Origin of the sequence: Peribacillus sp. FSL M8-0224, from assembly GCF_038003055.1 — a bacterium.
Lineage (GTDB): Bacteria > Bacillota > Bacilli > Bacillales > DSM-1321 > Peribacillus > Peribacillus frigoritolerans.
Window position 1 is genome coordinate 3,411,664 of the sequence record NZ_JBBOOJ010000001.1, and the last position, 25,906, is coordinate 3,437,569.

At 36.3% G+C, this 25,906-nt stretch carries 20 protein-coding genes, 2 pseudogenes and 1 riboswitch; of the genes and pseudogenes, 13 read left to right on the forward strand and 9 right to left on the reverse strand.

Annotation, left to right across the window (positions count from 1 at the left end; translation table 11 throughout):
* Positions 1-26: 26 nt before the first annotated feature.
* Entirely contained in the window at positions 27-2,399 is a 2,373-nt protein-coding gene (locus MKX49_RS16435; protein WP_336866450.1) for a hypothetical protein, read from the reverse strand.
* Between the two features lie 13 nt (positions 2,400-2,412).
* The gene (locus MKX49_RS16440) at positions 2,413-3,693 is read right to left on the reverse strand and encodes a hypothetical protein (protein WP_336866451.1); all 1,281 of its coding nucleotides are present in this window, start codon (positions 3,691-3,693) and stop codon (positions 2,413-2,415) included.
* Positions 3,694-4,586: 893 nt separating this feature from the next.
* On the opposite strand from MKX49_RS16440, the pseudogene MKX49_RS16445 reads away from it, so the two are divergent.
* Positions 4,587-5,126 (forward strand): annotated as a pseudogene (locus MKX49_RS16445) (AAA family ATPase); the annotation flags it as partial.
* A 336-nt stretch (positions 5,127-5,462) separates the two neighbouring features.
* Here MKX49_RS16445 and MKX49_RS16450 read toward each other — a convergent pair.
* Both MKX49_RS16450 and MKX49_RS16455 read right to left on the reverse strand, forming a co-directional pair.
* Positions 5,463-5,978, reverse strand: a complete 516-nt coding sequence (locus MKX49_RS16450; RefSeq protein WP_340877049.1) for a hypothetical protein — start codon at positions 5,976-5,978, stop codon at positions 5,463-5,465.
* Between the two features lie 142 nt (positions 5,979-6,120).
* A complete protein-coding gene (locus tag MKX49_RS16455; RefSeq protein WP_340877050.1) occupies positions 6,121-6,357 on the reverse strand; it encodes a hypothetical protein in 237 nt (78 codons plus the stop codon).
* Between the two features lie 239 nt (positions 6,358-6,596).
* On the opposite strand from MKX49_RS16455, the pseudogene MKX49_RS16460 reads away from it, so the two are divergent.
* Both MKX49_RS16460 and tagU read left to right on the forward strand, forming a co-directional pair.
* Positions 6,597-6,725: pseudogene (locus tag MKX49_RS16460) on the forward strand (ABC transporter ATP-binding protein); the annotation flags it as partial.
* Between the two features lie 280 nt (positions 6,726-7,005).
* Positions 7,006-7,935: a polyisoprenyl-teichoic acid--peptidoglycan teichoic acid transferase TagU gene (gene tagU / locus MKX49_RS16465; protein ID WP_048681289.1), complete on the forward strand. Its 930-nt coding sequence runs from the start codon at positions 7,006-7,008 to the stop codon at positions 7,933-7,935.
* Positions 7,936-9,033: 1,098 nt separating this feature from the next.
* On the opposite strand, the gene MKX49_RS16470 is transcribed toward tagU, so the two are convergent.
* Together MKX49_RS16470 and MKX49_RS16475 are read right to left on the reverse strand one after the other, a co-directional pair.
* The gene (locus MKX49_RS16470) at positions 9,034-9,165 is read right to left on the reverse strand and encodes a hypothetical protein (protein ID WP_340877051.1); all 132 of its coding nucleotides are present in this window, start codon (positions 9,163-9,165) and stop codon (positions 9,034-9,036) included.
* Between the two features lie 830 nt (positions 9,166-9,995).
* Complete coding sequence (locus MKX49_RS16475; protein ID WP_340877052.1) at positions 9,996-10,130, reverse strand: anti-repressor SinI family protein; 135 nt, start codon at positions 10,128-10,130, stop codon at positions 9,996-9,998.
* A 17-nt stretch (positions 10,131-10,147) separates the two neighbouring features.
* Positions 10,148-10,229, reverse strand: a riboswitch (cyclic di-GMP riboswitch).
* 836 nt (positions 10,230-11,065) lie between these two features.
* Here MKX49_RS16475 and MKX49_RS16480 point away from each other — a divergent pair.
* The 10 genes from MKX49_RS16480 (at position 11,066) to MKX49_RS16525 (ending at position 21,505) form a co-directional block, all read left to right on the forward strand.
* Positions 11,066-12,241, forward strand: coding sequence for an acyltransferase family protein (locus tag MKX49_RS16480; RefSeq protein WP_340877053.1), 1,176 nt, complete (start codon positions 11,066-11,068; stop codon positions 12,239-12,241).
* A gap of 74 nt (positions 12,242-12,315) precedes the next feature.
* Positions 12,316-13,059, forward strand: coding sequence for a YveK family protein (locus tag MKX49_RS16485; RefSeq protein WP_054400157.1), 744 nt, complete (start codon positions 12,316-12,318; stop codon positions 13,057-13,059).
* Entirely contained in the window at positions 13,049-13,669 is a 621-nt protein-coding gene (locus MKX49_RS16490) for a CpsD/CapB family tyrosine-protein kinase (RefSeq protein ID WP_340877054.1), read from the forward strand. Before MKX49_RS16485 ends, MKX49_RS16490 begins: the two co-directional genes overlap by 11 nt.
* Positions 13,670-13,773: 104 nt before the next feature.
* Positions 13,774-14,325 carry a sugar transferase gene (locus MKX49_RS16495; RefSeq protein ID WP_445670170.1) on the forward strand — a complete coding sequence of 184 codons (552 nt, stop codon included), beginning with the start codon at positions 13,774-13,776 and terminating at the stop codon, positions 14,323-14,325.
* Between the two features lie 20 nt (positions 14,326-14,345).
* Positions 14,346-15,338, forward strand: a complete 993-nt coding sequence (locus MKX49_RS16500; protein WP_340877056.1) for an NAD-dependent epimerase/dehydratase family protein — start codon at positions 14,346-14,348, stop codon at positions 15,336-15,338.
* A gap of 17 nt (positions 15,339-15,355) precedes the next feature.
* Complete coding sequence (locus tag MKX49_RS16505) at positions 15,356-16,822, forward strand: oligosaccharide flippase family protein (protein ID WP_340877057.1); 1,467 nt, start codon at positions 15,356-15,358, stop codon at positions 16,820-16,822.
* Entirely contained in the window at positions 16,803-18,023 is a 1,221-nt protein-coding gene (locus tag MKX49_RS16510) for an O-antigen ligase family protein (protein WP_340877059.1), read from the forward strand. The genes MKX49_RS16505 and MKX49_RS16510 overlap by 20 nt, the downstream gene beginning before the upstream one ends.
* Positions 18,001-18,804, forward strand: coding sequence for a glycosyltransferase family 2 protein (locus MKX49_RS16515; RefSeq protein ID WP_340877060.1), 804 nt, complete (start codon positions 18,001-18,003; stop codon positions 18,802-18,804). The genes MKX49_RS16510 and MKX49_RS16515 overlap by 23 nt, the downstream gene beginning before the upstream one ends.
* A gap of 5 nt (positions 18,805-18,809) precedes the next feature.
* Positions 18,810-19,856 (forward strand): glycosyltransferase family 4 protein, encoded by a 1,047-nt coding sequence (locus MKX49_RS16520; RefSeq protein WP_340877061.1) that lies wholly within the window; start codon positions 18,810-18,812, stop codon positions 19,854-19,856.
* A 107-nt stretch (positions 19,857-19,963) separates the two neighbouring features.
* Positions 19,964-21,505, forward strand: coding sequence for a hypothetical protein (locus tag MKX49_RS16525; protein ID WP_340877062.1), 1,542 nt, complete (start codon positions 19,964-19,966; stop codon positions 21,503-21,505).
* Between the two features lie 166 nt (positions 21,506-21,671).
* On the opposite strand, the gene MKX49_RS16530 is transcribed toward MKX49_RS16525, so the two are convergent.
* The 3 genes from MKX49_RS16530 to MKX49_RS16540 form a co-directional block, all read right to left on the reverse strand.
* Positions 21,672-22,595 carry a hypothetical protein gene (locus MKX49_RS16530; protein ID WP_340877063.1) on the reverse strand — a complete coding sequence of 308 codons (924 nt, stop codon included), beginning with the start codon at positions 22,593-22,595 and terminating at the stop codon, positions 21,672-21,674.
* Positions 22,596-22,889: 294 nt separating this feature from the next.
* Positions 22,890-23,771, reverse strand: coding sequence for an ROK family protein (locus MKX49_RS16535; RefSeq protein WP_340877064.1), 882 nt, complete (start codon positions 23,769-23,771; stop codon positions 22,890-22,892).
* 363 nt (positions 23,772-24,134) lie between these two features.
* On the reverse strand, positions 24,135-25,883 hold the full coding sequence (locus MKX49_RS16540; protein ID WP_340877065.1) for a phospho-sugar mutase: 1,749 nt from the start codon (positions 25,881-25,883) through the stop codon (positions 24,135-24,137).
* Positions 25,884-25,906: the final 23 nt, after the last annotated feature.

Genomic DNA, 25,906 nt, shown 5'->3' on the forward strand with positions numbered 1-25,906 from the left:
AAAAACAAAAGACTGGCTAATTTTCATCACCCACTTATGGCTATTAATTTTTGTTCGAAAGCTTCTTCCCCACCAGGATAAAAGGACCAAACATATTCTTCTCCGTATGAGTTTATAGCTTCTGATAATACATCAAGCAATCGTGTAATAAATTTCAATTCCCTTTTCTTTGGTATTTCCAATGTTAAACCATTATATTTATCAAGACGCTTCAATAAGTCAGTGAATATCTCTGTAATTGCATAGATATTAGGGATAGAAAAACCACATCCATTACACGGATAATTTTGAGATTTTTTATTCTTTGGACAATTATTATACATACCACATTGTATATGTTCAGCCCGGGATGGCATTTCTCTCAGATACAACTTTTTAGCATACTCCATTGCCTCTTCTGGAGATAATTGAAGCATATGCCATGCAAGTGAATGTTGTTCAGTTATTCTTTCATTTAAAAAACCAATAGTTGCTTCAATTTCGACTGGTGGCAGTAATCTTTGAAGTTTCGCTATACTACTTGTTCTTTCTTCAAGCGTTTGTTTATTAGAAGATAATACATCATGCAATTGGTCATATAAAAAACCAAAATCCCCCCTATCAAATAGCTGCCTTGTAATTCCCCTATCTTCAACAGCAATGTATTCTTTAGTTATTTCGGATAGATGATCTCTAATGGCTTGTGCTACTTCAAATGCTGAATTTCCTTTGCCTTCTCGACTCTGTATTGAATAAAATAAGTGTGTCATTAATGTTGAGTTAGCCTTTCTATTTTTAAACTCTAATTTGACTAAATCTTCATTACTTCTAAAAAAATTTTTCAGAAGGTATTTACTGACATCATTATCTTTTGTACCAAAAAATATAAGACTTGCTCGATTAGTTTTTCTTCTATGGAACTCGCAAATACATAACGCTGAAGCCATTGTTGGAACTAAGCTAGGATTACACACAAAAGTTCGATCTGCTCTTGATTTATGATGAATCATATTTTTATAAAGAGTTAGTTGATTTATTATTAATTGACCTTGAGGTAATGTAAGGTGATATGAATAAAACCAATTTATATCAAATACACCAATGGCTTCTGGAGATATTGCAGGAACATTTGAAACATCACTTGCCCTCCAGCTGTTTGTTAAATGTATTAAAATATACAGCCAGATGGAAGCATATTTTTCATCCCTAATAGCTAAAAGTTGGTGTTTTTCAAAGTCCTTAGCGTGTAAGTAAATTGTTTTCCATTCCTCAAAGTTATAATTTTCTTTTTTGGTTTTTGGAGTTAAGTACTCGTTTCTTGGATTTGGGATATCTTTTATTCTATATTTAGTTACCCTTACAGATTTAACAAACTTTAGAAATCTGTATAGAAACTGTTTGGTATTAAACAACTCACAAGATGCCAATAACTTAAAGGCCTCTCCGTTGTGATAATAAAAAACTTCCTTATGAACCTCAAAATATACTATATGTCTTAAAGTATTAATTAAAGCAGGAACTGAACCTTTACTTATGGATTTAAAGGAGGCATTACTTCTTGAAAGAAGATCTTGTGCGTAACGTTTAAATAATATATAAGTCTGTGTTAAATGAGAAGGTATGTTAATATCCTCTTTTTCTAAAATAAATATAAAATATTCATGGGGGTCAGATGGTGCAGAGGTGATAGTATTTGTGCTTCTTAGATTATTCTCTTTGTACCTTTGTACTTCTTCTCTTTGATAAAAATATTTGATAATTCGTTTACCGTTCCCTAATATATCCAAGAAGTAATAACACCAACGAGGGACATCTATTTTTGTTAGAGTGATAGGAGGTGCAGCAAGGTCAAGATACGTACATACTTCTTCCCTGGTAATATACTTCTCACTATATTCTTTAGCGAGAAGTATATAATATTCAACCTCTCTCTTGTTAAACAACCATACAGGACCAGAAGGGTTATTATTTGGTTCTACATAATCATCAAAAAGTTGAGTAAACGTTCCGCGTGTACACCCATCCCGTATATGAGCAGCATTTGCCGGAATTATTTTAGTCAATTGAGGAATGGTGTAGTAATTCGTATAAGTATGTATCAATTTTTCGATGTGTTTTCTGTTGATGTAAGTTTTCCTTTTATACCTAAACTGAAACGGTGGAGTGGTCAGGGAATTTATTTTATTTCTAATTGAATGTCTATCACTGAGGCCTGTGATATTTTTAAGTTCATCGTGTGTTATGTAGTTTTCATTCAAATTTTGAAAGAAATTATCGACGGAATACTTTGAGTAGCGTTCTTCTCCAATTTTCCAAATAAGTTTAATTTCAACCAAAAGATCAAAGGTATAAACGTTTTCAGGGGAAAGCCCAATTTTATTACACACTTGTTCTTTTGAGTAACTTGTTGTTTCTGACATTCTATCACGCCCTCTAATCATTAAATTCAAAGGTATATAATGCTTCTAATCCTTCTTCTTTCTCTTGAAGAATTTTAAATTTACTTAAATATCTTAATGCAACACCAGTACTTTTATCCCTTCTCCATAGTGCAAGTTGTTCCGGACTTTTTGCTTTCCTTGCCATCAGATTCGTATAAATTCCTCGTCCAATGTGTGTGTCCCATTCATGTAAGTTTAAAAAAGTGTAATGGGGATTCTTCTCATCTTCTAATCTCTTTAAAAAAAGGTTTTTAAGTCGCATAAACCGTTTTTCAAATACATCGCCTGACATAGGATTATTATTTTGGTCTAAAAATAAGGCATTAAATTTGTTTTTATCACCAACATCATTTAGGAGTGAAAAATGATTCTTTACTAGTAATGGAAACAATGATGTGAGTTGTATTTCTTGCGTGGGATATTCTGATGTATCACCTTTTGGATATGTTTTTTCAGTATTTCTTAATCTAAGCCAAAAGTGCTGTTTACGACTCAATGAAAGGCTACATCCTCTTGCACCATACTCACCTTTTAGTATTAAATCGGACCTTGAGACATTGGTAACCTCTCCAGCTCTGAGGCCTCCAAAAAATTCAAAATAAACTGCTAAAGCAATCATTTGGATCTCTTTATTACTACTTTCTAATGCAGTTTTAAGAAACAACATTATTAACTTGTCATTAGGAAATGCCGTTATTTTTATTGGTTTATTTTTAGAATTATCATCGCCAGGTAGTGAAAAGCCATTTTCGGAGAAAATTGAAATATTGGCTAGATCACTTTTTTGATACCCGAGAAATTCGTTTGCTACAAAGGAGGGTAATATTTTTCTTTTGGCAAGATAAATATAAAAGCTAAATATATAATCTGCATCTTTTTTGAGGGTCTGAGATGAACGATAACGACCAGCATTTTCAATTTCTGATTCTTTCCGTTTCCGTCTTTCATATTTTGTTGTTTTCTTATAGTTAAGATAATCTACTACATGATTGATTCTGAACTGTTTAAACTCTGATAATCTATACGTTTCATAGTTATCAATTAATAACCAGTTTAAAAATCTCTTAATAGATTCTGCTGCTGCCTTTTGAGTATTATAATTATTATCTGTTTTTGCATATATAGTGCGGATAAAATCAGTAACTGGGTGTGGCTTAAAGAAGTGACTGCTTTTTTCCTTTACAACAATTGTTGCATATTCAACAATATACCCATTTCCTATATCTGTATTTGCTTTTACAACTGCAAACGTTAATCCCGCATTAGGATTCATTCTTCACTTCCTCTCACCCCTAGGGTAGTAAATGTTAAAGATTGTTAAAATAAAAAAATGCTAAAAGGTCTGGAGTAAGTTGGGGTATATATTCTTGTGTTCCTCGATAAATTCGGAGAACTGATTATAAAAGCCTCATGCTATAGCCCTCTCCATAGACTTTCTACCCATAGGAATTACGCTTGGATCGACAGCATGATTTTCGCACTCGGAGATCTACGCCTGTAGATGTGACACCGTAAAACGCTACTGAGCCGTTCTTGATTGTTGTCTGTAAATTACTTTAATCGCATGCTTATCTACAGTGTTTTGCCACGTCTGGAGGGCTTCTAAAGCTTCTAAAGCAGATAGTATGAGTTCTTTCTCCGTTTTACCCGCTCACTCCCCCCTTGGAGGATTTAAATCTTCATTAAGATCTTGGCTCACAATATACAAGACAGTGACACATACCCAAAATCATCATATTAAACAATCATTTTTAGCCAGAAAGGTTGCCCGTATGACAATGCATGTATTGAAAAGCTAAATTAGCTATTTCAATTTATTGAAGGTTGGTATAACTGAAAAATAATTCATAGCAGCTTAGGATATAAAATTCCATTAAAAATACAGCTTAGAGATTTATTTTTTTGCATCCAAAATATTGACTCAAATCCAGTCCTCGAACTTCGTTCTGCGGAGTGCTGCTCGCACCGAGACTTTGTCCTCCTAAAACACAAAAAATAATATTAGATTAACCTCCAGAATGTGTTTCTTATTTTTATATGTGCTAACTATTTTATTTAATAAATCTCACAATTTAAAAATATGTGATAAATCAATTATAGTATTTAACCGTTTATTTATCAACATTTATATTCTGAATATTAAAATTAATCGAATAAATCTCATAGGTGTCTATATATCAAAAATCAATTCGCGGCAGTGATGTGAATGCAGCCCTTCATTATTTGGGTCGCTTAGTCGAAGCCGGCGACCTTGTAAGCATCGCCCGCCGCTTGGTAGTCATCGCTTACGAAGACATAGCTCTGGCCAATCCCCAGGCTGGCCCCAGGGCCCTCGCTGCCGTCGAAGCCGCTGAACGACTCGGTTTCCCTGAAGCCCGGATCCCACTTGCCAACTCAGTCATCGAGTTATGCCTATCACCAAAATCGAACACGGCCATTGTCGCAATCGATGCAGCTCTATCAGACATACGCAGCGGCCATAGCGGCGATGTACCAGATCATCTTAAGGATGCCCATTACAAAGGGGCCACCGAACTCGGCCGCGGCATCGACTACCTTTATCCGCATGACTACGAAAATGGCTGGGTGAAACAGCAATACTTACCGGACAAACTGCGCAGCAAAAAATATTACAAACCGAAAAAGAGCGGGAAATTTGAACAAGCCCTTGCCTCGGTCTATGAAAATATCGAGAAAAAGAAATAACTCCGGATCACTTCAAATCCGGAGTTTTTTTATTGACAACTTTCAACATGCGTTCAAGACTATTATTCTGTGAAAAACCACCAGTAAACCAATTGTGTTCCAGACAATATGTACAATTGTCAGCCAAATACTCCGGCTAGGTCCTTTCTTAAGAAACCGCTTAGGCTAAATTCCTTTCCTTTTGAATTGCCTTGCTTGGCCAATTTTCCCCGCAGAAAAAAACAGGCTTCCCGTATCTAGTAAATGGATTACAATCCTAGCGTCAATTAAGAGTCTAGCGGCATGTCCCTTTACAAAAGAAGGCACAACAACTCTTTGGTTGCTGCACCTGTATGGTCACTCTTCGTCTTTATAGATCCCCTTCGATGCTTTAATCATATTATCCAGCCACATTTTCTTAAATATATTCACACGACGAGGACTGCCATTCTCCTCACCCTCGGCTGAATTTTCAGTTTCTTCTTCTTCTTCTTCTTCTGCTTCTTCTGCAGCCTCGGAAAGGATTTCATTTGAATTGCCTTCATCTGATGAGCTTTCCGTTGAGCTGCTTTCATCTGATGAACTCTCCGTTGAACTGCTTTCATCTGATGAGCTTTCCGTTGAGCTGCTTTCATCTGATGAACTCTCCGTTGAGCTGCTTTCATCTGATGAACTTTCCGTTGAGTCGCTTTCGGCTGATGAACTTTCCGTTGAATCACTTTCGTACGATGAGCTTTCCGTTGAATCACTCTCGTACGATGAGCTTTCCGTTGAATCACTCTCGTACGATGAGCTTTCCGTTGAATCGCTTTCGTACGAGGAACTTTCCGTTGAATCGCTTTCGTACGATGAGCTTTCCGTTGTATATTCCATTTATTCTTTAACCTCCAAAATTTATTTATCCTTTAGGGATATCCGTACTGCATATATATGTTCCTACTTTCTAATAGGGACTTTGCTTATCACCCATTTTAAAGTAAATCTTCGTTCTAAATTAACTAGTTGTTAAATCTGATTAGCTTTCAGTTGAATCATCCTCGTCTGATGAGCTTTCCGTTGAATCACTCTCGTCCGATAAGCTTTCCGTTGAATCACCCTCGTCCGATGAGCTTTCCGTTGAATCACCCTCGTCCGATGAGCTTTCCGTTGAATCGCTCTCGTACGATGAGCTTTCCGCTGAATCACTTTCGTATGATGAACTTTCCGTTGAATTACTTTCTTCGTATGATGAACTTTCAGTTAAATATTCCATTTGTGCTTAGCCTCCAAGATTTATTTATTCTTTAAGGATATCCGTATTGCATATATATGCGCCTTCTTTCTTGGAGGGACTTTGCTTATCACCCATTTTGAAGTAAAACTTCATACACCTGGATATATTTGGTTAATCCATTCCACCTGATCAAATTCATTAGAGTCATAGTTTTTCTCCTTCCAAACAAAAAAATAACCTCGGACTCTTTTCCGAAGCTACTTTATGATTTCCCCTAATTAGTGCTAGCTCGGAAGACATCAGTCGTTTTAATGGCTGAACCATTCTCAGGCTTGGACATTATGGTCCAGGAGTCGATTGTACGGAGCTTGCTGTCATATATCAATTTTGAAAGGCAAATAGTTATCAGCATGGCAGCAACAATACTTATGAAAAAGACTTGCAACCTCTAAATATATGAATCTAAAAAAATAAACACTAGGCCAAATTGCACAGCCAAGAACGAAAGAAGTGTAGATTTTCCGATCAGCCACCCCTTTATCTAACTTCCCAACCCCTTCAAGATTGTTCAGTTATTAGCACCAAAATATGCCAAAGGTATTATAAAATAGCAAAATATACTATTCTTTTACTATGAAATTAAATATAATAGATGAAGTGGTTACAAAAAGAGGAAGGAAGTAAACTATGAGACATGAAAAAAAGAAGAAAAAGAAACGGACATGGCTGAAGGTAGTCGGGATAATTGTCCTACTTTTTATACTAGCTGGGGGAGCCTTTGCCTACTCCGTATGGAATTCACTGACAAAAACCGTTGACACGATGCATACACCAATAGACCGTACCACCGATAAACGAACGAAAGACCTTGCACTATCAGATCAGGAGCCATTCTCGATGCTCATGCTTGGCGTCGATGAACGTGATGGCGACAAAGGCCGTTCAGATACAATGATCGTCTTGACAGTCAATCCACAAAAGAAATCGGTCAAAATGCTAAGCATTCCGCGTGATACAAGGACCGAGATCGTCGGTCATGGGACACAGGATAAAATCAACCATGCATTTGCCTTCGGGGGCGCGAAAATGTCCATGGATACCGTTGAAAACTTCCTGGATATCCCAATCGACTATTATATGAAGATCAATATGGAAGGCTTTAAGGATATCGTTGACGCAGTCGGCGGCGTGACCGTTCAAAACGATTTGGACTTCACTTATGAAGGCGTCCATTTTGCAAAGGGAAGCATTAATCTTAATGGAGAAGATGCGCTTAAATATTCACGAATGAGATATGATGATCCGAATGGTGATTATGGCCGTCAATCCAGACAACGTTCCATCATCGAGGCTGTCATCAAAGAAGGCGCTAGCCTTTCATCCCTGACGAAATACGATGATGTATTCGATGCTTTAAGTAAAAATATCCAGACGAATTTGACGTTTGATGACATGATGGACATCCAGAAGAACTACAGGGACGCAAGCAAAAGCATAACCCAAGCAACCATTCCAGGAAATGGAACGAAAATCGACGGAGTCTACTATAATATTGTGTCGGATGAAGAAAAAGAAAAGGTTCAATCCGAATTAAAAGAACAATTATCCATCAAATAAGAAAAAATATAAGAGCTGTCCGGACCCGCATCCTGACAGCTTTTTCATTTTCTCGTCCAATATTCTGACAAAAAACGAACACCAAATGTAGAGATTTGTTGGAATTTTTGTTGTTTATTAGGCATGAAAAGACGGTATAATCTAATATGAGCTGACAATTATATCTTCCCCTTGCCCCTTTCATCACTTGACACTATTATTCTTTGGACCCGGAATTCCATCAACCATCATTCATCAACTATAATAAATGATCCTAAACAAAAGGAGTGGATTTAAATGAAAATCAAAGCAGGCAGCTGGGCTATGCTAAGCAAACAGGACAAAATGTTTATTCTGAAAGCCATCAGTGACCGTTCAAGAATGAAATATGTTTCATGAGAAGTAGATCTTTTCGCCATTACATGAGAGCAGCGCCTCTCCCTTTTCAATAAAACGAACTTGAGCCTGAAAAAGGAGAGGAATCTATTCAAATTGATAATTCCATAACAAACGCCATTCGTCTTTTTCTTTGACGACATAACAATTTTATTCCAAAGTAAACACCCCAAAGCGAGAATTGAAGACCTGTGTAACTCTGGTATTTCATAGGCCGATTAATGCTGCCTCCCAACCTAATCCAGACACTAGTTTTTCACTTTCTTAAATATCGTCATACATTATCATACTGAAATATCTGGACAGCCATTTGCTTTAAAAATACATGGCACCTATATTGCACATAATCTGCACGATTCAGAAACCGCTGCTTTATTTCAAAACTTATCAATTCCCAGGACTTCCCGAACTCCGATTCACTTCATACTGATAGAAATCTTCAACCACGCTTTTTGAGGCACTCCTATAGCTAAAACCATAAGAATAGCCGTCAATACTCCTATTGGAATCTAATTTTGTTTCCTCCCCCTCATCACCCTCTTATGCATCATTAATCTATTTAATGGAAAACCATAAAAAAGAAGCATGTTGTTAAACATGCTCCTTAAGTATATGTATCAATAATGATTTCTTAGATTAATTGACGCATCCTCCACCGATAAAAGAAAAGAAGGTGACCATCGCCCATGACACGAGCAAAATGTTCAATATGTATATCTACAATCATATACTATCAGGTTGTTCAATGATCCCGCTTAATTTCTCCTTAATCTCCTCCACAAGTTCCTTTACAGTAACATCTTGTCCAGACTCACCCTTGGCAAAAGTGTCTTTTAAAATATCAAAAAAATCCATTCGAAATTTCCACTCCAATATATAATTGAGCCACCATTCCATACTGTTGTCCTAATCCTTTTTTCAAAAATAAGGAAAATAGCTCATTTATTTGATAATCACATATATAGTAGAGATTGGCAAGCGGATTCTAGTTTACTAACAGAAAAATGACTGAATATTAACATTTTCTTAATATTCAGTACTACTCAATATATATGGATAAAAACAAAAAGGACCGATTCCTCAGCCCCTTCGATCAACCCCATATTATGCTTGTCCCATAAAATAAGTCATTAATGATATCAAAACTAATGTAATAGTAATATAAGTCCCAATAAAAATTCTCTTGCTTCTCTGTTTCTTTTCATAAACTTCCTCGAACGTAATGAATTTGTTTTTTGTCATCAAATAATCTCCTTATATTTCGATGGCAGCTATCTGACATCGCCTGTTGCGAAGTCCCTTTGCTTGAAACCTATAGTATAGTATCGGCACATAACCAAAGACTTTTAGGTATTATTAACTATTTTTTATAGGCTATATTTCTTAAATCCTGCGTAGGTATTATTTTTTAATAATTTAAATCTTAAGCACTTAATTTATAAAATTCATGATTATCTTTATCCAACCGCAAAATGCCAACCATAACGGTACACTAAATACAGTCCCCCACATTAATCCCTTCAAAAAGGCAATAGGTACATCCATAATAAAAATCCCCCTCAATTAGGTCACATTTTTATTATCATCGCCTTGTTCTTTATTCTGGATACCTTTTACGGTGTAATTTCCGGTAATGAAAATAAAAAAGAAGACTGTATAACAGCCTTCCCTAAGGTACATATAGCTTATCCCATGATGTAAGATTTTTCTCTTGATCCATTTTCTACAATAAAATCATTTACATCTTTAATGGACAAGCCTGAATTTTTCGCTTCTAACATTAAATAAACCCATTCTTCCAATTCATTGTTTGCTTCCATGACAAATTCCGCCTATTTGTGGTAACACAGCCGTCTTAGCAAAGCCTTAGACCTGTAATTTTGCGTCCCTATTTTTCAATAGGTTTGCCTTTCTCAAGAATATTTCACATTATGATCTTCCTATTTTAGTTCATGGAGTTAATTTTTTCATTCTTTCTTTTTAAGAAATCGTAATAGCCCATGAATTTTTTCACTAAGTATTAAATACTATATTCATGTTTATTATACTTAAAATCCTGGCCATTAATTAAAATACTTTTCGTTAATTTCCGTCATCATTCTACAATATTCTAAAAAAAACAACTAGGTATTGGGAATTTTGATTCATCACAAACAAGCTTAACGATATTGCATTACGTTAATTTTCTTCGACGTTTATTAAAAACTTTCATAAAAATACTTCCTTCTTCTGTTTTAAAAAACTTTACCCCAACTAATTTTAAAGGTGTCCATATTTCTCTCATTTGATATAAAGGCATTAAAAATCATCCTTTCTTCTATAAGATTATTAATTGAGCTTTTTATTTTATATCTTTCGATAGAATCAACAGGCTAAAACACAAAGAACAATTTGTTCTTTATAACGAATAATTAAGTTGAACTTACCATATTTACATTATTATGTCAATTATTTTCATTATTAATCTATTCTAGTAATTTAATCCTCTCATCAACTACTTGATCTTTCCAGCTCTATCTTGCTAGCTAATTCCAAACTGCAAACGTTATATATATTTGGTGATAGGAATTATCCCATAACCCGGAATCCCTTATTTTTATTTGCCCATTTGAATTTCATAATTGAGCCTGAAAATTAGGATATAATGATTAACTTTATATTTTTTTGTCTATTTTTGTCTGTTTTAAAGAACTAACTATACTTTATTAAGAACAAGTGCTATATTATAAAAAAAACGGTTCATATGGAGGAGGATATGACTAGATATGAGGAATTCGACTCATTAAGGGGTTTAGCCGCTCTCATTGTGTTAATTGGGCATTATTTGATGGTATACCCTTCATATGCTGATTATCAGTATGGTTCAAGCAGCTCCTACATGATTTATTTGTTTAAGGAAACTCCTTTACGCCTTTTTTTTAGCAGTGGAAATGAGTCTGTCATTCTATTCTTTGTATTGAGTGGTTTTGTTTTGTATTTATCAGTTAATAGTGCTAAATTCCACTATTCTACATACTTAATAAAACGAGTGTTTCGAATTTATATACCATATCTAGTAGCAATAGGCATGGCTATATTGGCTAAAATGCTTTTAAGCCAAATTGATTTGCCCTATATCACTGACTGGTTTAATAAATCTTGGACAGGCCCGGATAATCCTTCCTTATTAATAGAACATCTTTTGTTTATAGGGCAGTACAATACAGACGCCTATAACAATGTTATATGGTCCCTTGTGCACGAAATGAGAATTTCAATTATATTTCCTGTTCTGATTTTTTTATTTATACGAAAAAAGCTTAAAGATTCTTTATTATGGCTTTTTGTTTTAATTTTTTCATCGACTTTGTTTTTGTATTTGTTTGGTTCTAATGTGGATATAACAAGCATTCTTCTTAGTTTCCACTACAGTACTCTTTTTTTAATGGGAGCAATAATAGCGAAATATCGACATGGGCTTTTTTCCTATACCTTGAAAATGAAAAAACCTGTAAAAATTGCATGGTTGTTGGGTGCAATTATCTGTTTTATGTACGAAGGCATCATTGGTGAAGTGGATTTTTTAAACAATTATATTTTTAGGGATTATGTTGTCTCATTCGGTGTTTGCATTTTTATCATCATGAGCGTATGTTCCCAAAAAATTTCGGCGGTCTTAAGGTCTAGATTGCTAACTCTTCTCGGGAAGATTTCATATAGTTTGTATTTGTACCATCTTATATCCTTATTCTCATTGATGTACCTATTCTATAACAAGCTGCCTACCGGTTTAATATTGATATTTTCCTTTTTCTTATCTTTTTTACTCTCTTCAGCGTCCTATCTACTCGTGGAAAAACCATGCATGAGGCTCGGATCGTACTTCACAAGAAACAAACAAGAAAAAGTAATTTCCAAAGACCACATAGCTTTAAAACGCAAAATAGGATAATTCCTACTATTATATAAAAATTCTTTGCAAGTTGTGAACGTATTCTTACTATCTCTAAAAAAGTGGTGAAATCGATGAATGAAAAAGTAAAAATTAAAGATTTTATACGAATCTTAAAAAAGCGAATATTTATCATTATTCTATCTACCCTTTGTATTACTGGTTTTATTATTTTTTCGTCCATGTACCTTATGAAACCAACCTATCAGTATTCCACTCAAGTTTTGGCAGGATCATTAAGCATGGATGAAAAGGAAGCCTCGATAAACAAGGTTCAAGAGAACAGACAGCTTGCCCTTTCGTATATGGACATCATTAAAAGTCCGCAGATCATGTTAGGAGTTAAAGAGGAATTGAATCTTAAGACTTCTAGCTATGACTTACTTAAGCAAGTTTCCATTACTAATCGAGATAATTCACAAATCATCACGATTACCGTCAAGGATTCAAATCCTGAATCCGCTAAGGACATCGCCCAAACTGTAGCGAGGCATTCGATATCTAATTTTAAAGACATTACAAACGTTAAACAGATTAGTATTCTCAATGATAATGAAATGGGACAAGCAGAACTGCTTTTCCCAAAGCCGAAATTCATCATAGCCATTTCAATCGTAATAGGCTTTTTTGCTGGAATAGGCTTAGCACTTCTTAGAGAGCACTTTGATGATTCAACCTACTCCGATAGGGAGCTTGAACTTCTTGGAATTCCATTATTAGGGAGGCTGGATTTGAATACCAAAAGAATAAACAGAAAACGTAAAACAACATATAAAACCTTACCTTCCACAAAACGGGGTGAATATAGTGAGTATTAAATTCACAAGGAAACAATCCTTTTACCTAAATGAAATCAATAAAGAGCAATTTTATTCGATATGTAACAATATCGAGTCCAACCTTCATAAAGACGATTCAATATTAATGATTACATCTCTTTCACAATCACAGAATATTGCAAATGCATCAGCGTACTTAGCACTTGCCTTTTCTGAGCAGCGTAAACGAGTCCTTGTAGTGGATGCTAATCTGCGCCAGCCTTCGCTGCATCAAGTGTTTAATATCGATAATTCATTCGGTTTGACCAACCTGCTTTTAAATGAGAAACCCATTAACGAACATGCTATACATATTAAGGGTCATCTATTCTGTATACCAACAAGCGAAGCCATTTATGAGCCAGCAACTTTATTAACATTAGAAACCCTTCCAACTCTGATAGAAGAGTGGAAGAAGGATTTTGACATCATTTTATTCCATACATCAGACAGTTTAAATAAACCTGATGCAAATATCATTGCTAAATATTGTGATGGCATAATATTAGCGATACAAGAAGGAAGAGATAAGTTAGAGAAAATTGCCGGTGTGAAAATGCAATTTGAACGGGCAAATCTTGAAATTTCAGGATCAATGATCATTTCTTAATTCAGGGAGGATAACCAGTGAATTCGAAAGTCAGAGTCGATAGGCAGGAAGAAATTCTGACAAAACCACTATCGACATCATCTAATTTTAATATAAAGCGCACTATGGATTTAATCATCTCGTTTTTTATGCTTATACTAACAGCACCTATTTTACTTTTATTCTGCATTCTTATCCCTATTGATTCAACTGGCTCCCCTTTTTTTTATCAGCAAAGACTAGGCCTGGATGGGAAGCCCTTCAACATGATTAAATTGCGTTCCATGGGCATCGATGCCGAAAAAAATGGACCTAAGTGGGCAAGTGCAAATGATTCCAGGGTTACTAGAATAGGAGCCTTTATACGAAAAACACGGATTGATGAAATCCCTCAACTTATAAATGTTTTAAAAGGAGATATGTCACTCATCGGGCCAAGACCTGAAAGGGAATATTTCTATAAAGAATTTGAAAAGTTTTTACCTGGCTTTAAAAACCGTTTATATGTAAAACCTGGAATTACTGGATGGGCACAAGTAAATGGAGGCTATGATTTATCACCAAAAGAAAAGCTGCATTACGACCTATATTATATTCAACACCGCTCATTTGCTATGGAAGTCAAAATTTTGTTCCGAACATTGACCATAGTCTTTACTGGTTATGGAGCTAGATAACAAAAAAGGGGGAATGAAAAATGAAAAAAGTACTAGTAACTGGGGGCTTTGGATTTATTGGCTCTCATATAGTTGATACATTAATCCGTAATAATTATGAAGTGGCTATATATGATAACCTCTCCACCGGATCCATCGGAAATGTCCAGGCCAAAGTCACTCCCTTCTTTGGAAATGTTGAAGATGAGGTCCTGCTTGAAAATGCGATGGAGACATTTAGGCCTGACTATGTCATTCATCAGGCTGCACAAGTTAGTGTACAACAATCCATTTCGGATATTACGAATGATGCAAGGATCAATATCATGGGAACGATTAACATCGCTAAGCTTTCTCACAAGTATGCCGTTAAAAAAGTCGTGTTTGCTTCATCTGCGGCTGTATATGGGGATGCTGATGTCATGCCAATCACATTATCACATCTTACCTCTCCATTATCACCCTATGGTGCATCGAAAAAAACGGCAGAGGACTATCTAAAGCTCGCTAAAGAATTATACGATTTAAATTATGTGAATCTTCGATACAGCAATGTATATGGACCAAGACAGACAGCTAGCGGCGAAGGCGGTGTTATATCGATCTTCACTAATCTTGTCATAAAAAATGAGCGGCCCGTCATTTATGGAGACGGCACTCAAACAAGGGATTTCATCTATGTAAAGGATGTAGCCGATGCCAATCTGAAGGCGTTGGAATATGAAGAAAGCGGCACCTTCAATGTCTCATCAACCACCAGTACAAGCATCAATCAATTATTCTCAATTATTCAATCCTTTGACAATAATGATTTATCTCCTATTTATCAGCCAGCGAAAAATGGGGATATCAAAGAAAGCTTACTCTGTAATAAAACAACCATTCAAAAATTGGCTTGGCACCCCGCTCATTCACTTGAACAGGGTCTTGCGAGCACATATGAATATTATTTAAACCAAAATCAGCCTTCTTTAACCAGAAAGACCATTCACTCACCTGCACCACTACTCAAGTCATCGACTTTATCGTCATAAAATCGGGAGCGAATAAAGTGAGTATAAAGAAAAATTCTATTTTAAAAAATATTGTCCATTTATTTTACAGTACCATTCTATCTAATGTTCTTAATGCAGCCACGCTCATTCTATTAGCAAATTATTTTAACTCAAAGAACTATGGAATTTTCAGTGTGGCATTGGCTCTTGCCATGGTCATGAACTTTTTCACGGACCTCGGGACAAGTAATACTTTTCTAAGGGAAGGATCAAAAAAGGAAAACCTAGGAAGAACATTTTCTTCCTATATTAAGATTCGGATTGTTTGCTCCCTTTTGACCTTTTTTGTTTTTTTTGCCGGCATTCATATTCTTTATCAAGAACAACAAATTCTTTATATGATCTATAGCTTAATGATCCCAATGGTCATTGGCCTGGCGATGCAAAGTATAGGAATAACCTATTTTCAATTAACTGAAAGGATGCAATTCATCGCGTCGATAAAAATCTTCTCTTCTTTTGCGTTGATACTTTCAACCACGGTGAGTATGGGCTTAAAGGTGGATGTTCATCTAGCAGCCTTTTTATATGGATTCTCGTATTTAGCCGGTGGATTTTACAGCCTTTATTTACTGCTGAAAAAAGCGGAAATAAAATGGAAGTCTCCTTTTGAAAAACAATTATTAACGAATCTTAGTCCGTTTTTAATCAGTGGGTTATTTATTATGCTAAGCCCACAATTGGGTCCATTGGTGCTGGAAAAAACACTGCCTTTAGCGCTTGTCGGTCTCTTTGCAGTAGCCTATCGGATTCCTTCTGCTTTATACCAAATACCAGGGGTCATCGCAGGCGCTTTTTTTCCGCTTTTATTTAAGCGATACAACCAAGGGGAGCTTGCAGAACACACCAGATTGAATATCCTGCAAATGAAAATCATGTCCTATATCGGCATGTGCATGACTATAACCTTATTCTACTTGGCCACTTATCTCGTCACCATTTTATTTGGACCCGAGTGGGGATCTGCGGTTCAGCCTTTAAAAATATTGGCTTTTATAATCGTTCTGCAAGGCTTTAATATTGCCATTGCTGACGGTCTCACAACAAGGGGATTACAGAACCGGCGTACAATTGTCCAGTTTATAACCATCACTGTTGGTTTGGTTTCCTTCTATTTTATGAGCGTTAACTATGCAGTGGCTGGCTCAGCTTTTGCCGTCCTTACCATGGAAATCGTCTCATTCATTGGCTATGTCGCTGCCAACCCAGAAAAAAGAGCGGTACTTTTCAAGGTCATCCTGCCGTATGGTACCTTCTTTTGCATTAGTTTCATCCTAATGCAAAACTTATTATCCGAGTATCCTTTTATAGCCATGGTTTCTACCATCATTTTCGTCACTGCTCTAATTTTGCTGCTCGATAAGAGCATCAAGCAATTAATCGTTGGCTTTATTAAAAAGAAACCTGCTACCGAACATTTACAAGATGGGAGACAAAAAGAGAATGGAAAGATTGCTAATTAATAAAAACACCTCTATATGGTCAGTCTTTCTCTTGTTATTTTTTATTACGCTCAGTAAATATAATATCTCCATCGGTTTTTCTTTAAAAATTTATATGATATTTCTAGCCATTTTCTTTTGCATTCATTTTCGGGATTTTTATTTCCATACCCTTTATCATTATGAAATTCTTTTGCTCTTATTTTATTTCACCTATTGTCTGAGCGGCGCTTTTTCTCAGTATCCTGAATCGAGCATTCGGGTCATTCTAGGAGTGATACTGGTACTTGGCTGTTATTTCATCATGAGATATGTACTGGAGCTAACTTCGTTAAGTGCGATTGAGAAATCGATTGCGAATGTCGGAATCATCTTTAACGTCATTAGCCTATTATTATACTTCATTGGAATACAGGTGACAGGAAGATTTCCAACAGGTGTTGAGATTACATCATATGGATTATTATTGGACCGGGATTATCCAAGATTAATCGGTTTACTGGATGACCCCAACATCTTCATTTTTTTTAACACAATCTTTTTTTCCTATTATTTAACCAATTTAAAGGGATTCAAGCATTCAATTGGATTCCTCCTATGTATGATTACTTCCCTCCTTACATTTTCTAGAGGCGGTATTTTAGCGCTTGTACTGGTGGTCGTTTTGTACATGCTGTTAGCTAATTTCTCAAAAAAAATCAAAATGTTAGCTGTTTCCTTATTATTTTTAGGGGTAATATATGTTGCTGGATCTTTTATCAATATAGATCTCAATGAAATCGTCACGAGCCGCATTTCTGACTTTTCAACAGATGGGGGCAGCGGTAGGTTTGAATTATGGGGGCAGGCGATCAACTACTTTATGTCAAATCCCCTTTTTGGCATTGGCGCTTTTAATTTTTCCGATTATTACGCTTTTGAGCATAATGAAAAGCTATATGTTCACAATACGTATTTAGAGGTTTTAGTAGAGTCTGGAATCATTGGTTTTCTTTTTTACCTTTCCTTTTTATTAATGCTTATCATCACTTTATTCAAGACTAAATTACATAAAGAAAAACCGTTCATTGTGCTTACTCTTTTTGCTTTCTTAATACAGATGATGTCCCTTTCACTCATGATAAATGAAGCATTTTTTTCCTTTTTAGCACTAACTTTAAAATATATTTCGGTATATGAGAAAAAAGAGGTGGAATGTAATGACCTACAGCAAAAAGGATGACAGACCTTTAGTTTCCGTGATAACTCCTTCGTATAACTGCTCGTCTTTTATCCCTGAAACGATAAAAACTGTCCAAGATCAAACCTATTTTAACTGGGAGATGATCATTGTAGATGATCAATCAAAGGATGATTCTGTTTCTATCATTAAATCCTATGCAGAGCACGATTCACGGATCAGACTTATTCCCTTATCCAAGAATGTCGGAGCTGCCCGCGCAAGAAATATAGCCATTAAAGAAGCCAACGGAAAATATATCGCGTTTCTTGATAGTGATGATTTATGGCTCCCAACTAAATTGGAAGAACAAGTCGCATTTATGCAAAAGGGAAATCTAGCTTTCTCTTTCACCTCCTATTCTTTAATAGATGAAGAAGGTAAGTCTCTTGATGTTGAAGTAAAGGCACCTAAAGAAGTAGATTATAAGCATCTGATTGGAAATACAACAATTGGCTGTTTAACCGTGATGTTGGATAGGCTGCAAATCAAGCATATCGAAATGCCCGATATTCAGCCTGAGGATACTGCGTTATGGCTGTTACTGTTACGACAAGGATATAAAGCGCATGGCTTACCGAAAGTGTTATCCAAATATCGGATTGTAAGTAACTCTACTTCAAGAAATAAATTTAAGGCTGCTTACCGATATTGGAAGCTGTTACGAAGCCAGGAAAAATTAAATTTCGTAAAAGCTAACTTCTATTTTAGCAAGTACGCCTATAACGCATACAACAAAAACAGAGGTTCACAGCCTGCCTCTTTACTAAATGGAGGGAAATAAGGTATATGAACAATGTCCTGCTACTTACAGATAAACTCATAACAGGCGGAGCTGAGATGTATTTTTGCAAATTGGAAAACCATCTCCAGGATGAAAACATGACGTTTTACTCTGCTGCTGCAACAGGGGAATTGTACAAGCAAATTCATAACAAACAACAATTCATTCCTTTAAGCTTAAAGAATCACCTTGCCAACCTTAAAATACTAACTAAAGAAGTCAGCTTAAAACACATCAATGTCATACATGCCAATAGTTTACGAATGCTGCTATACTCGATTGCCATCAAGAAACTGACCAGAAGAAATATCAAGCTCGTGTATACCAAGCATAATGTAACCATCCTAGAAAAAAAGATGCCCTTTCTATTTAAAAGAGTGCTGAATCAGCATGTGGAAGAAATTATCGCAATTAGTAATTTTGAACGGGATAACTTACTTCAGCTTGGTGTTAGGAAGGAACTTATTCGGACGATTTACAATGGCGTAGATGTGGAGCACTTTTCTTTTAAACAATTACAGCCTAAAGAAACCTTCAATGTGGGAATTTTAGCCCGCTTATCAAAAGAGAAAAATCATGAACTTTTCTTGAAAATCGTTAATGAGTTAAAAGACGTACCTAACGTGATGTTTTATATTGCTGGAGATGGACCGGAGCGGGAATTTGTAGAAAAAATGATTAAAGACTTAAAGTTACGCCATAAAGTGATGCTCCTTGGCAATGCCTCCAATCCGTATGAATTTATATGCAATATGGACGTACTTCTTTTAACATCACTTAGAGAAGTTTTTCCAATGGTCGTCCTGGAAGCAATGGCAGCCGGAACGCCAATTATGTCAGTCGATGTAGGCGGCATTAAAGAGGCGGTTGTGGACCATGAAACCGGGATTCTCATCTCACAGCATTCAGAACAAGAATTTGCCAAACAAATTAAAACGCTTCAAGATAATGTGGATTTAAGACAACGCTTGGGAAAAAAGGCAAGACAAAAAGTAGAGGAATCCTTCTCCCTCTCGAATATGATTCATTCTACACTGAAAACCTATCAATGAACAAAAAACAAACGATGACCTCGTTTGTTTTTTTTGTTTTTTATACCTATACATACTTTTTGGACAAGCATATGCTATATAACATCACCATAAAAGGAGTGTTATATATGGCAGACCCACTCAACCTCCCTGAGGATTGCCAGAACAGAGATATTGCTAATATTGATTGTTTTGGCGCCGATCCGAATCTAGCGGATAATTCTCCAGCCATTCAAGCAGCGATTGATTATTGTGTAGATAATAACTACTCTAAAGTTGTCATTACAGGGAAGAAACAATATACCCTCTCCTCCCCCATTATCATTAAGCAAAATGTCCATCTAGAAATTGATCCGACGATAACATTAATAATTAAAGGTAATTTCCAGGTTTTTGAGCTGCAAAAGGATGCTTCCCTCTCCGGCGGGACGATTGAAGTCGTCGATACTAGCTTCAATTCATCCGTCATTTTCCTTTCCGGGGCCCAGCAAATAGAAATCCATAATCATACAGCTATATCGAATATCAATATAATTAACCGTACAACAACATATCAAGGTATAGCTATCCATCTATACTGCAACAAAGCATGGGATTTCATCAGTTTCTTTAAGGCAAGCTCCCTCCAAATCACAAACTTCCATACAGCCCTCTATTTAAAAACTGAAAAACTAACAAATGTAGATACCCCATGCTGGATTAATGCCAACTCCTTCGAGTCCATCTTTATAGATGGCTGCCAGTATGGAATCGAGATTGTCGGAAGCAGTGATCTACCTTACGAAATTTCAGGCAACACCTTTACTGGAATTCAAGTTCAAAGCCGAAAACAAACGAAAAAAGTCATTCGATGCTCAGGTGCTTATAATATATTTGAAGGCATCATATGGGATACCTACCGTATGGATGATCCCCCGCTCGTCATTGAATTCTCCTCCACTTCCCATCACAATTACCTAAGCTCGAATCAGGTTTCCACATCCATCCTTGATCGCGGCCAATACAATCGATGCACATCTCCTCATGAAGAATCGCTCCAAGTATATCCACCTCTTGCCTTAGGAAAAGCTCATCTGGTCGGGAATCAAGACGATATCCTAGTAAATGCAAACGTCCGCTACGCTGTACGTCAGCTTTCTGGAAAGGCTCCTTATGGAGGAAATATCAATAACTGTTTCAACTTACTCGATGAGCATAGTGTAAATTACCTCGATGTCCCTAGTTCCCAACCGGTTGTGATTGAATTGGATTTTACCAAACAACCTATTAAAATGCTAAATTGCTTTGGTATTTATTTTGGATGGAATGAAAGTCCCAGCCGAGTATTAATTGAATATCAACAAAGCTTAAATGGACCTTGGACAGTTGCAAAAAATCTCCCGTTTAATGCAGGTAACACGGTTATCTCAGAAGCAAGAGCAGAAACACTGTATAAGATTAGATTGACGTTAAGCGGGTATACACAAGAGCACAGACGATTCCGAATCAATCGGATCTTTGCAAGATCATCGTTACAGCAAGGTGCAGCTTGGCTGCCGACTACAGGCGGAACATTATATGGAGATTTAGAACTTCAAAAAGGGAAAGCTGTGACACTGGCTTCACCAAACGGAACAAAGTGGAAAGTGACTATTAATGACCAAGGCCAAATTATCACTACAAAGCTATGACTACTAAATATAAAAAAACTGGCATATATACTCTTTATCCAAAGAGGGAAGGATCATTCCCCATGGATAAGCAATAGTACCAGTTAATTAATGGTTATTAATGTTATCTCCAATTACATTACAGGGTGTGTGCCTATCTATTAGCTAATCACCCTTTTCACTTTTATTATTGATTCAAGATATTGGCTTGACCTCTGTCAGCGATTCGACTTTCAGGCAGAGATGGGATATCAATGCTAGTGCCCATGCTATTATCCTTAAGTTCAATAACATCGTTTTGAAGTGTGATTTTGTCCAAATCCCAAACCATGCCCTCAAACTTATTGTATTGCCCATTTACCTTCAAAATGCTCTTTGTTTTCCCTGAAGGCTGTATCTGTAAGTTAGTAAATTGATTACCACTAACCTCATTCGGTACGGTAGAGTTACTATCAATGTAAATCATATTCACACAATCTTCTAAGGAAAGATTCAAAAAACGATTAGCATTGATCCAGGCCTTACCAGAAGACGGTTCTTCAGCTATTAATTTTACTCCAGTCTCCATCCCTGCAACCTTGACATTTTCAAAGTTCACGAAAGAAATCTCATGTTCCTTACCGCCAGCATATAAAGATATCGCTGTACCCTGATTACTCTCAGACCAATTAATGATATTTACATCCTTCACATGCGTTTTGTTCCAGGTATTATAATATTTATACTTACCATCTAAGTAAATGACCTCTGAATCAAATTCAGCATCATTTATCACTACATAAGCACCTTCGATGGAAGCATTCTGCTCAAGCTCAAGCACCCTGAAATTCCCCTCAACAATGAACTTCGTCCCGTATCCAAATAGCAGCTTAACACCTTCCCTAACTTTAATCGGTGATGAAATCGAATACTCCCTATCATCCAGCATAACCGTCTTTAACTTATTGGCCTTAGCATGATCAATGGCGGCCTGAATCTTCACAGAATCATTAGTCCCGTTAAAATCTTCAACGTATATCTTTTCTTCATGGTTAGATAGAGAATGTTTCTGCTGAAAAATGAAGAAAACAATCAGCAAAAAACAGAAGGAGAAGACGATGATTTTTTTCATGAAATTCCATCCTTATATGGTATTTAATAGGCCTAAGTATATCATGCTCTATTGCTGCATGAGGGTAATTTTGATAAAAGTTCAATTTACTTCACCTAGCCAAGAAAGTGAGGGTGTTAAAATGCACATTCCGTATAACATCGTCGGTATTTATAAAGCTGAATAATTAATAATATCATTACTAATGGAACCTAATATGATTTTAGTAATCTCGGCAATCACACCGGGAAATCGAACATACCATTTAATCATACCATTTCTATCTCAGTATCCAATTCAAGCTCTTCTATAAAACTAAAATTCTGTATCTCTCGCTTTCATCGCAAGTGCCAAAGCACCACTAATACCTGAATTTTGTCCTAAACCGGGTGGCACGATAAATTCATTAATAGCTGATAAGATTGCCGAATGATGAACATATCCATTCAACATCTCGCTAACCTTTTCTCGAATAAGAGGAATAAGCTTGTCCTGCAGCATGACTCCACCTCCTAATATGATCCTTTCAGGTGATAAAATAAGCAAATAATTCACAAGAGCCTGCGCTAGATAATACGCTTCCATTTCCCATACTTGTGCTTGACCTTGTAGTTCCACACCCGCTTTTCCCCATCTTTCAGAAATCGCTGGACCTGCAGCAAGACCTTCTAAGCAATCTTTATGGTATATACAATTTCCTTCATATTGATCGGATGGATGTCTCCGGACAATAATATGCCCCATTTCAGGATGAATGAGTCCATGGAGTAAGTTCCCTTCAACAAACGCACCAACACCTATCCCAGTTCCTACTGTTATATATATACAGCTATCTACTTCTCTCGCAGCTCCCCAGATTTTTTCTCCAAGAGCAGCAGCATTCACATCCGTATCAAATCCAATTGGGATGGGGAAATGCTTTTTCACTTCGCCGAGAATATCAAAATTTCTCCATGAAATCTTAGGAGTCATCGTAATATGGCCATATTGAGGACTTTTTACATCTAAATCAATAGGTCCGAAAGAACCTATGCCGATAGCTGATAACGAACCATTCTGAAAAAATTTAACAACTTGTTTTATTGTCTCTTCAGGTGTTGTTGTCGGAATCGAAACTCTCTCAATAATCTGTCCTTGTTCATTACCAATCGCACAAACGAATTTTGTTCCCCCTGCTTCTATCGCACCTAAATACATCGTCTCACAACCTGTCTTTTAACTTATTTTAAATCATGTCATTCCTACTATATATGGTTTATTAATTAAAAAGAAATTTTTATAATTAATGTTGAATTTGAACCAATAAGTCAAAGTTACGTGCAGTTGCTTAGTTTTTAGTGCGATTATATTCGAATCCATCCACCTTTTAAATTGAAGAACAAAATGTAAGGTTCCAAACCAGTACTTCTCCTATATTAAATAATATTTTTTATATACCATATTATTTAATAAACGTTCAAACCTAAATAAGCCACCTAAGCTTTCACTTAAGTAGCATTTTTTAGAAATAAATTGTTATAAATCCTATTTCACAGAATACGACCATTTTTTTTCATTAAATTATTCGGTCACTGACATAATACGATTCACGGTACACATTACTGAAGTTCTTAGATTTATTAGGAGTCTCTCACTTTCTTCAAGTGAATTACCTCTAACACTGAAATAGAATTTAACTTTTGGTTCGGTTCCTGATGGACGCAAGCAGAACCATGATCCATCTTCTAAGTATAATTTCAGGACATTAGATTTCGGGAGAGAAATGTTTGTCGCTTCTCCAGTTAAAAGGTCCATCCGTTTGCTAAATTGATAATCTTCGACTGTCACTACCTTTACTCCTGCAATCTCGTTAGGTGTATTATTGCGGAACTGAACTAAAATATTCGATATCTGTTCTGCTCCATCTTTACCTTTAAGAGTAATAGATTCAAGATCCTCTTGATAGTATCCATACTTTTCAAAAATATTAAGCAGGCCATCATATAACGATTTCCCTTGATTTTTATAATATGCAGCTACTTCTGCAGCGAACACCGCAGATTGAACCGCATCTTTATCACGAACAAAGTCACCTATTAAGTAGCCGTAGCTCTCTTCATAACCGAACTGAAAGGTATACTCACCCGTTTGTTCAAACTCATTGATTTTTTCACCAATATATTTAAAACCGGTTAATGTATCTAAAGTTTTAATACCAAAGTCGGCAGCAATTGTCCGGCCTATTTCTGATGTAACAATCGTTTTTACGACAACTCCATTCTCTGGCAGGATTCCTTTTTCTTTCTTTTGGGATAAAAGATAATGCAGCATCAGTGCGCCCATTTGGTTACCTGATAAAACCGTATACTCGCCTACATTATTTTTCACAGCTACCCCTAAGCGATCTGCATCTGGATCTGTACCTAGCAAAACATCCGCATTCATTTTTAATCCATCACGAATGGCCAATTCAAATGCTGCATGTTCTTCTGGATTCGGTGATTTTACCGTAGAGAAATTCGGGTCAGGAAGTTCCTGTTCTCCCACAACAGCAACATTTCCAAAACCAAATTCCAGAAGTCCATTTCGTACTGGCTTATTCCCTGTACCATGAAGTGGTGTGTAAACAATCTTTAAATCTTGGCCTATTTTCTCAACTAATTCTTTATTCAACTGAATCGTCTTTAGGCTTTCCGTATAGGCGCTATCAATTTTCTCATTAATATAAGTTAGAGTTCCCGATGCAAGTAGCTCTTCTTCGCTTGCCACCTCAATTAACAATTCATCTTCCACACGATCCATATACTGAATAATTAAATCCGCAGCCTGTGGAGTAATTTGGCCGCCATCTTCTCCATATAACTTGATGCCGTTATATTCCGGCGGATTGTGGCTTGCTGTAATAACTACACCTGCGTAAGCATGTAGATGCCGAACAGCATATGAAAGGATTGGTGTTGGTTTCAGTTCATCAAATAAGTACACCGTAATGCCCTGATTACCAACCGTTTTCGCCACTTCAAGAGCAAATTCAGCTGACTTATGACGAGAATCATAAGCAATTACAACACCACGATTCATGACTTTGATTCCTTGTTCAGCAAGATACCCCGCTAAACCAGCAGCAGCTTTCCTAATCGTGTAGATATTCATTCGGTTTGTACCCGGCCCTAATTCACCACGCATACCACCTGTACCAAACTCTACATTTCGATAAAACATTTCCTCCATTAGCTTTTCATTATGTTGAACCGAATGTAATTCTTCCTTTAAATGGCCCTCTAAGTTTTCAAAGTTTAGCCATTTCTCGGCTGTTTTTTTCCATGTCATGGTGTTATTAATCCTCCTGAATA

What these genes read in the sequence shown, in the direction of transcription:
- MKX49_RS16435 (WP_336866450.1), bottom strand. Translation starts at nt 2,399, where the DNA reads ATGTCAGAAACAACAAGTTACTCAAAAGAACAAGTGTGTAATAAAATT.
- MKX49_RS16440 (WP_336866451.1), bottom strand. Translation starts at nt 3,693, where the DNA reads ATGAATCCTAATGCGGGATTAACGTTTGCAGTTGTAAAAGCAAATACA.
- MKX49_RS16450 (WP_340877049.1), bottom strand. Translation starts at nt 5,978, where the DNA reads ATGGAATATACAACGGAAAGCTCATCGTACGAAAGCGATTCAACGGAA.
- MKX49_RS16455 (WP_340877050.1), bottom strand. Translation starts at nt 6,357, where the DNA reads ATGGAATATTTAACTGAAAGTTCATCATACGAAGAAAGTAATTCAACG.
- tagU (WP_048681289.1), top strand. Translation starts at nt 7,006, where the DNA reads ATGAGACATGAAAAAAAGAAGAAAAAGAAACGGACATGGCTGAAGGTA.
- MKX49_RS16470 (WP_340877051.1), bottom strand. Translation starts at nt 9,165, where the DNA reads ATGGATTTTTTTGATATTTTAAAAGACACTTTTGCCAAGGGTGAGTCT.
- MKX49_RS16475 (WP_340877052.1), bottom strand. Translation starts at nt 10,130, where the DNA reads ATGGAAGCAAACAATGAATTGGAAGAATGGGTTTATTTAATGTTAGAA.
- MKX49_RS16480 (WP_340877053.1), top strand. Translation starts at nt 11,066, where the DNA reads ATGACTAGATATGAGGAATTCGACTCATTAAGGGGTTTAGCCGCTCTC.
- MKX49_RS16485 (WP_054400157.1), top strand. Translation starts at nt 12,316, where the DNA reads ATGAATGAAAAAGTAAAAATTAAAGATTTTATACGAATCTTAAAAAAG.
- MKX49_RS16495 (WP_445670170.1), top strand. Translation starts at nt 13,774, where the DNA reads ATGGATTTAATCATCTCGTTTTTTATGCTTATACTAACAGCACCTATT.
- MKX49_RS16500 (WP_340877056.1), top strand. Translation starts at nt 14,346, where the DNA reads ATGAAAAAAGTACTAGTAACTGGGGGCTTTGGATTTATTGGCTCTCAT.
- MKX49_RS16510 (WP_340877059.1), top strand. Translation starts at nt 16,803, where the DNA reads ATGGAAAGATTGCTAATTAATAAAAACACCTCTATATGGTCAGTCTTT.
- MKX49_RS16515 (WP_340877060.1), top strand. Translation starts at nt 18,001, where the DNA reads ATGACCTACAGCAAAAAGGATGACAGACCTTTAGTTTCCGTGATAACT.
- MKX49_RS16520 (WP_340877061.1), top strand. Translation starts at nt 18,810, where the DNA reads ATGAACAATGTCCTGCTACTTACAGATAAACTCATAACAGGCGGAGCT.
- MKX49_RS16525 (WP_340877062.1), top strand. Translation starts at nt 19,964, where the DNA reads ATGGCAGACCCACTCAACCTCCCTGAGGATTGCCAGAACAGAGATATT.
- MKX49_RS16530 (WP_340877063.1), bottom strand. Translation starts at nt 22,595, where the DNA reads ATGAAAAAAATCATCGTCTTCTCCTTCTGTTTTTTGCTGATTGTTTTC.
- MKX49_RS16535 (WP_340877064.1), bottom strand. Translation starts at nt 23,771, where the DNA reads ATGTATTTAGGTGCGATAGAAGCAGGGGGAACAAAATTCGTTTGTGCG.
- MKX49_RS16540 (WP_340877065.1), bottom strand. Translation starts at nt 25,883, where the DNA reads ATGACATGGAAAAAAACAGCCGAGAAATGGCTAAACTTTGAAAACTTA.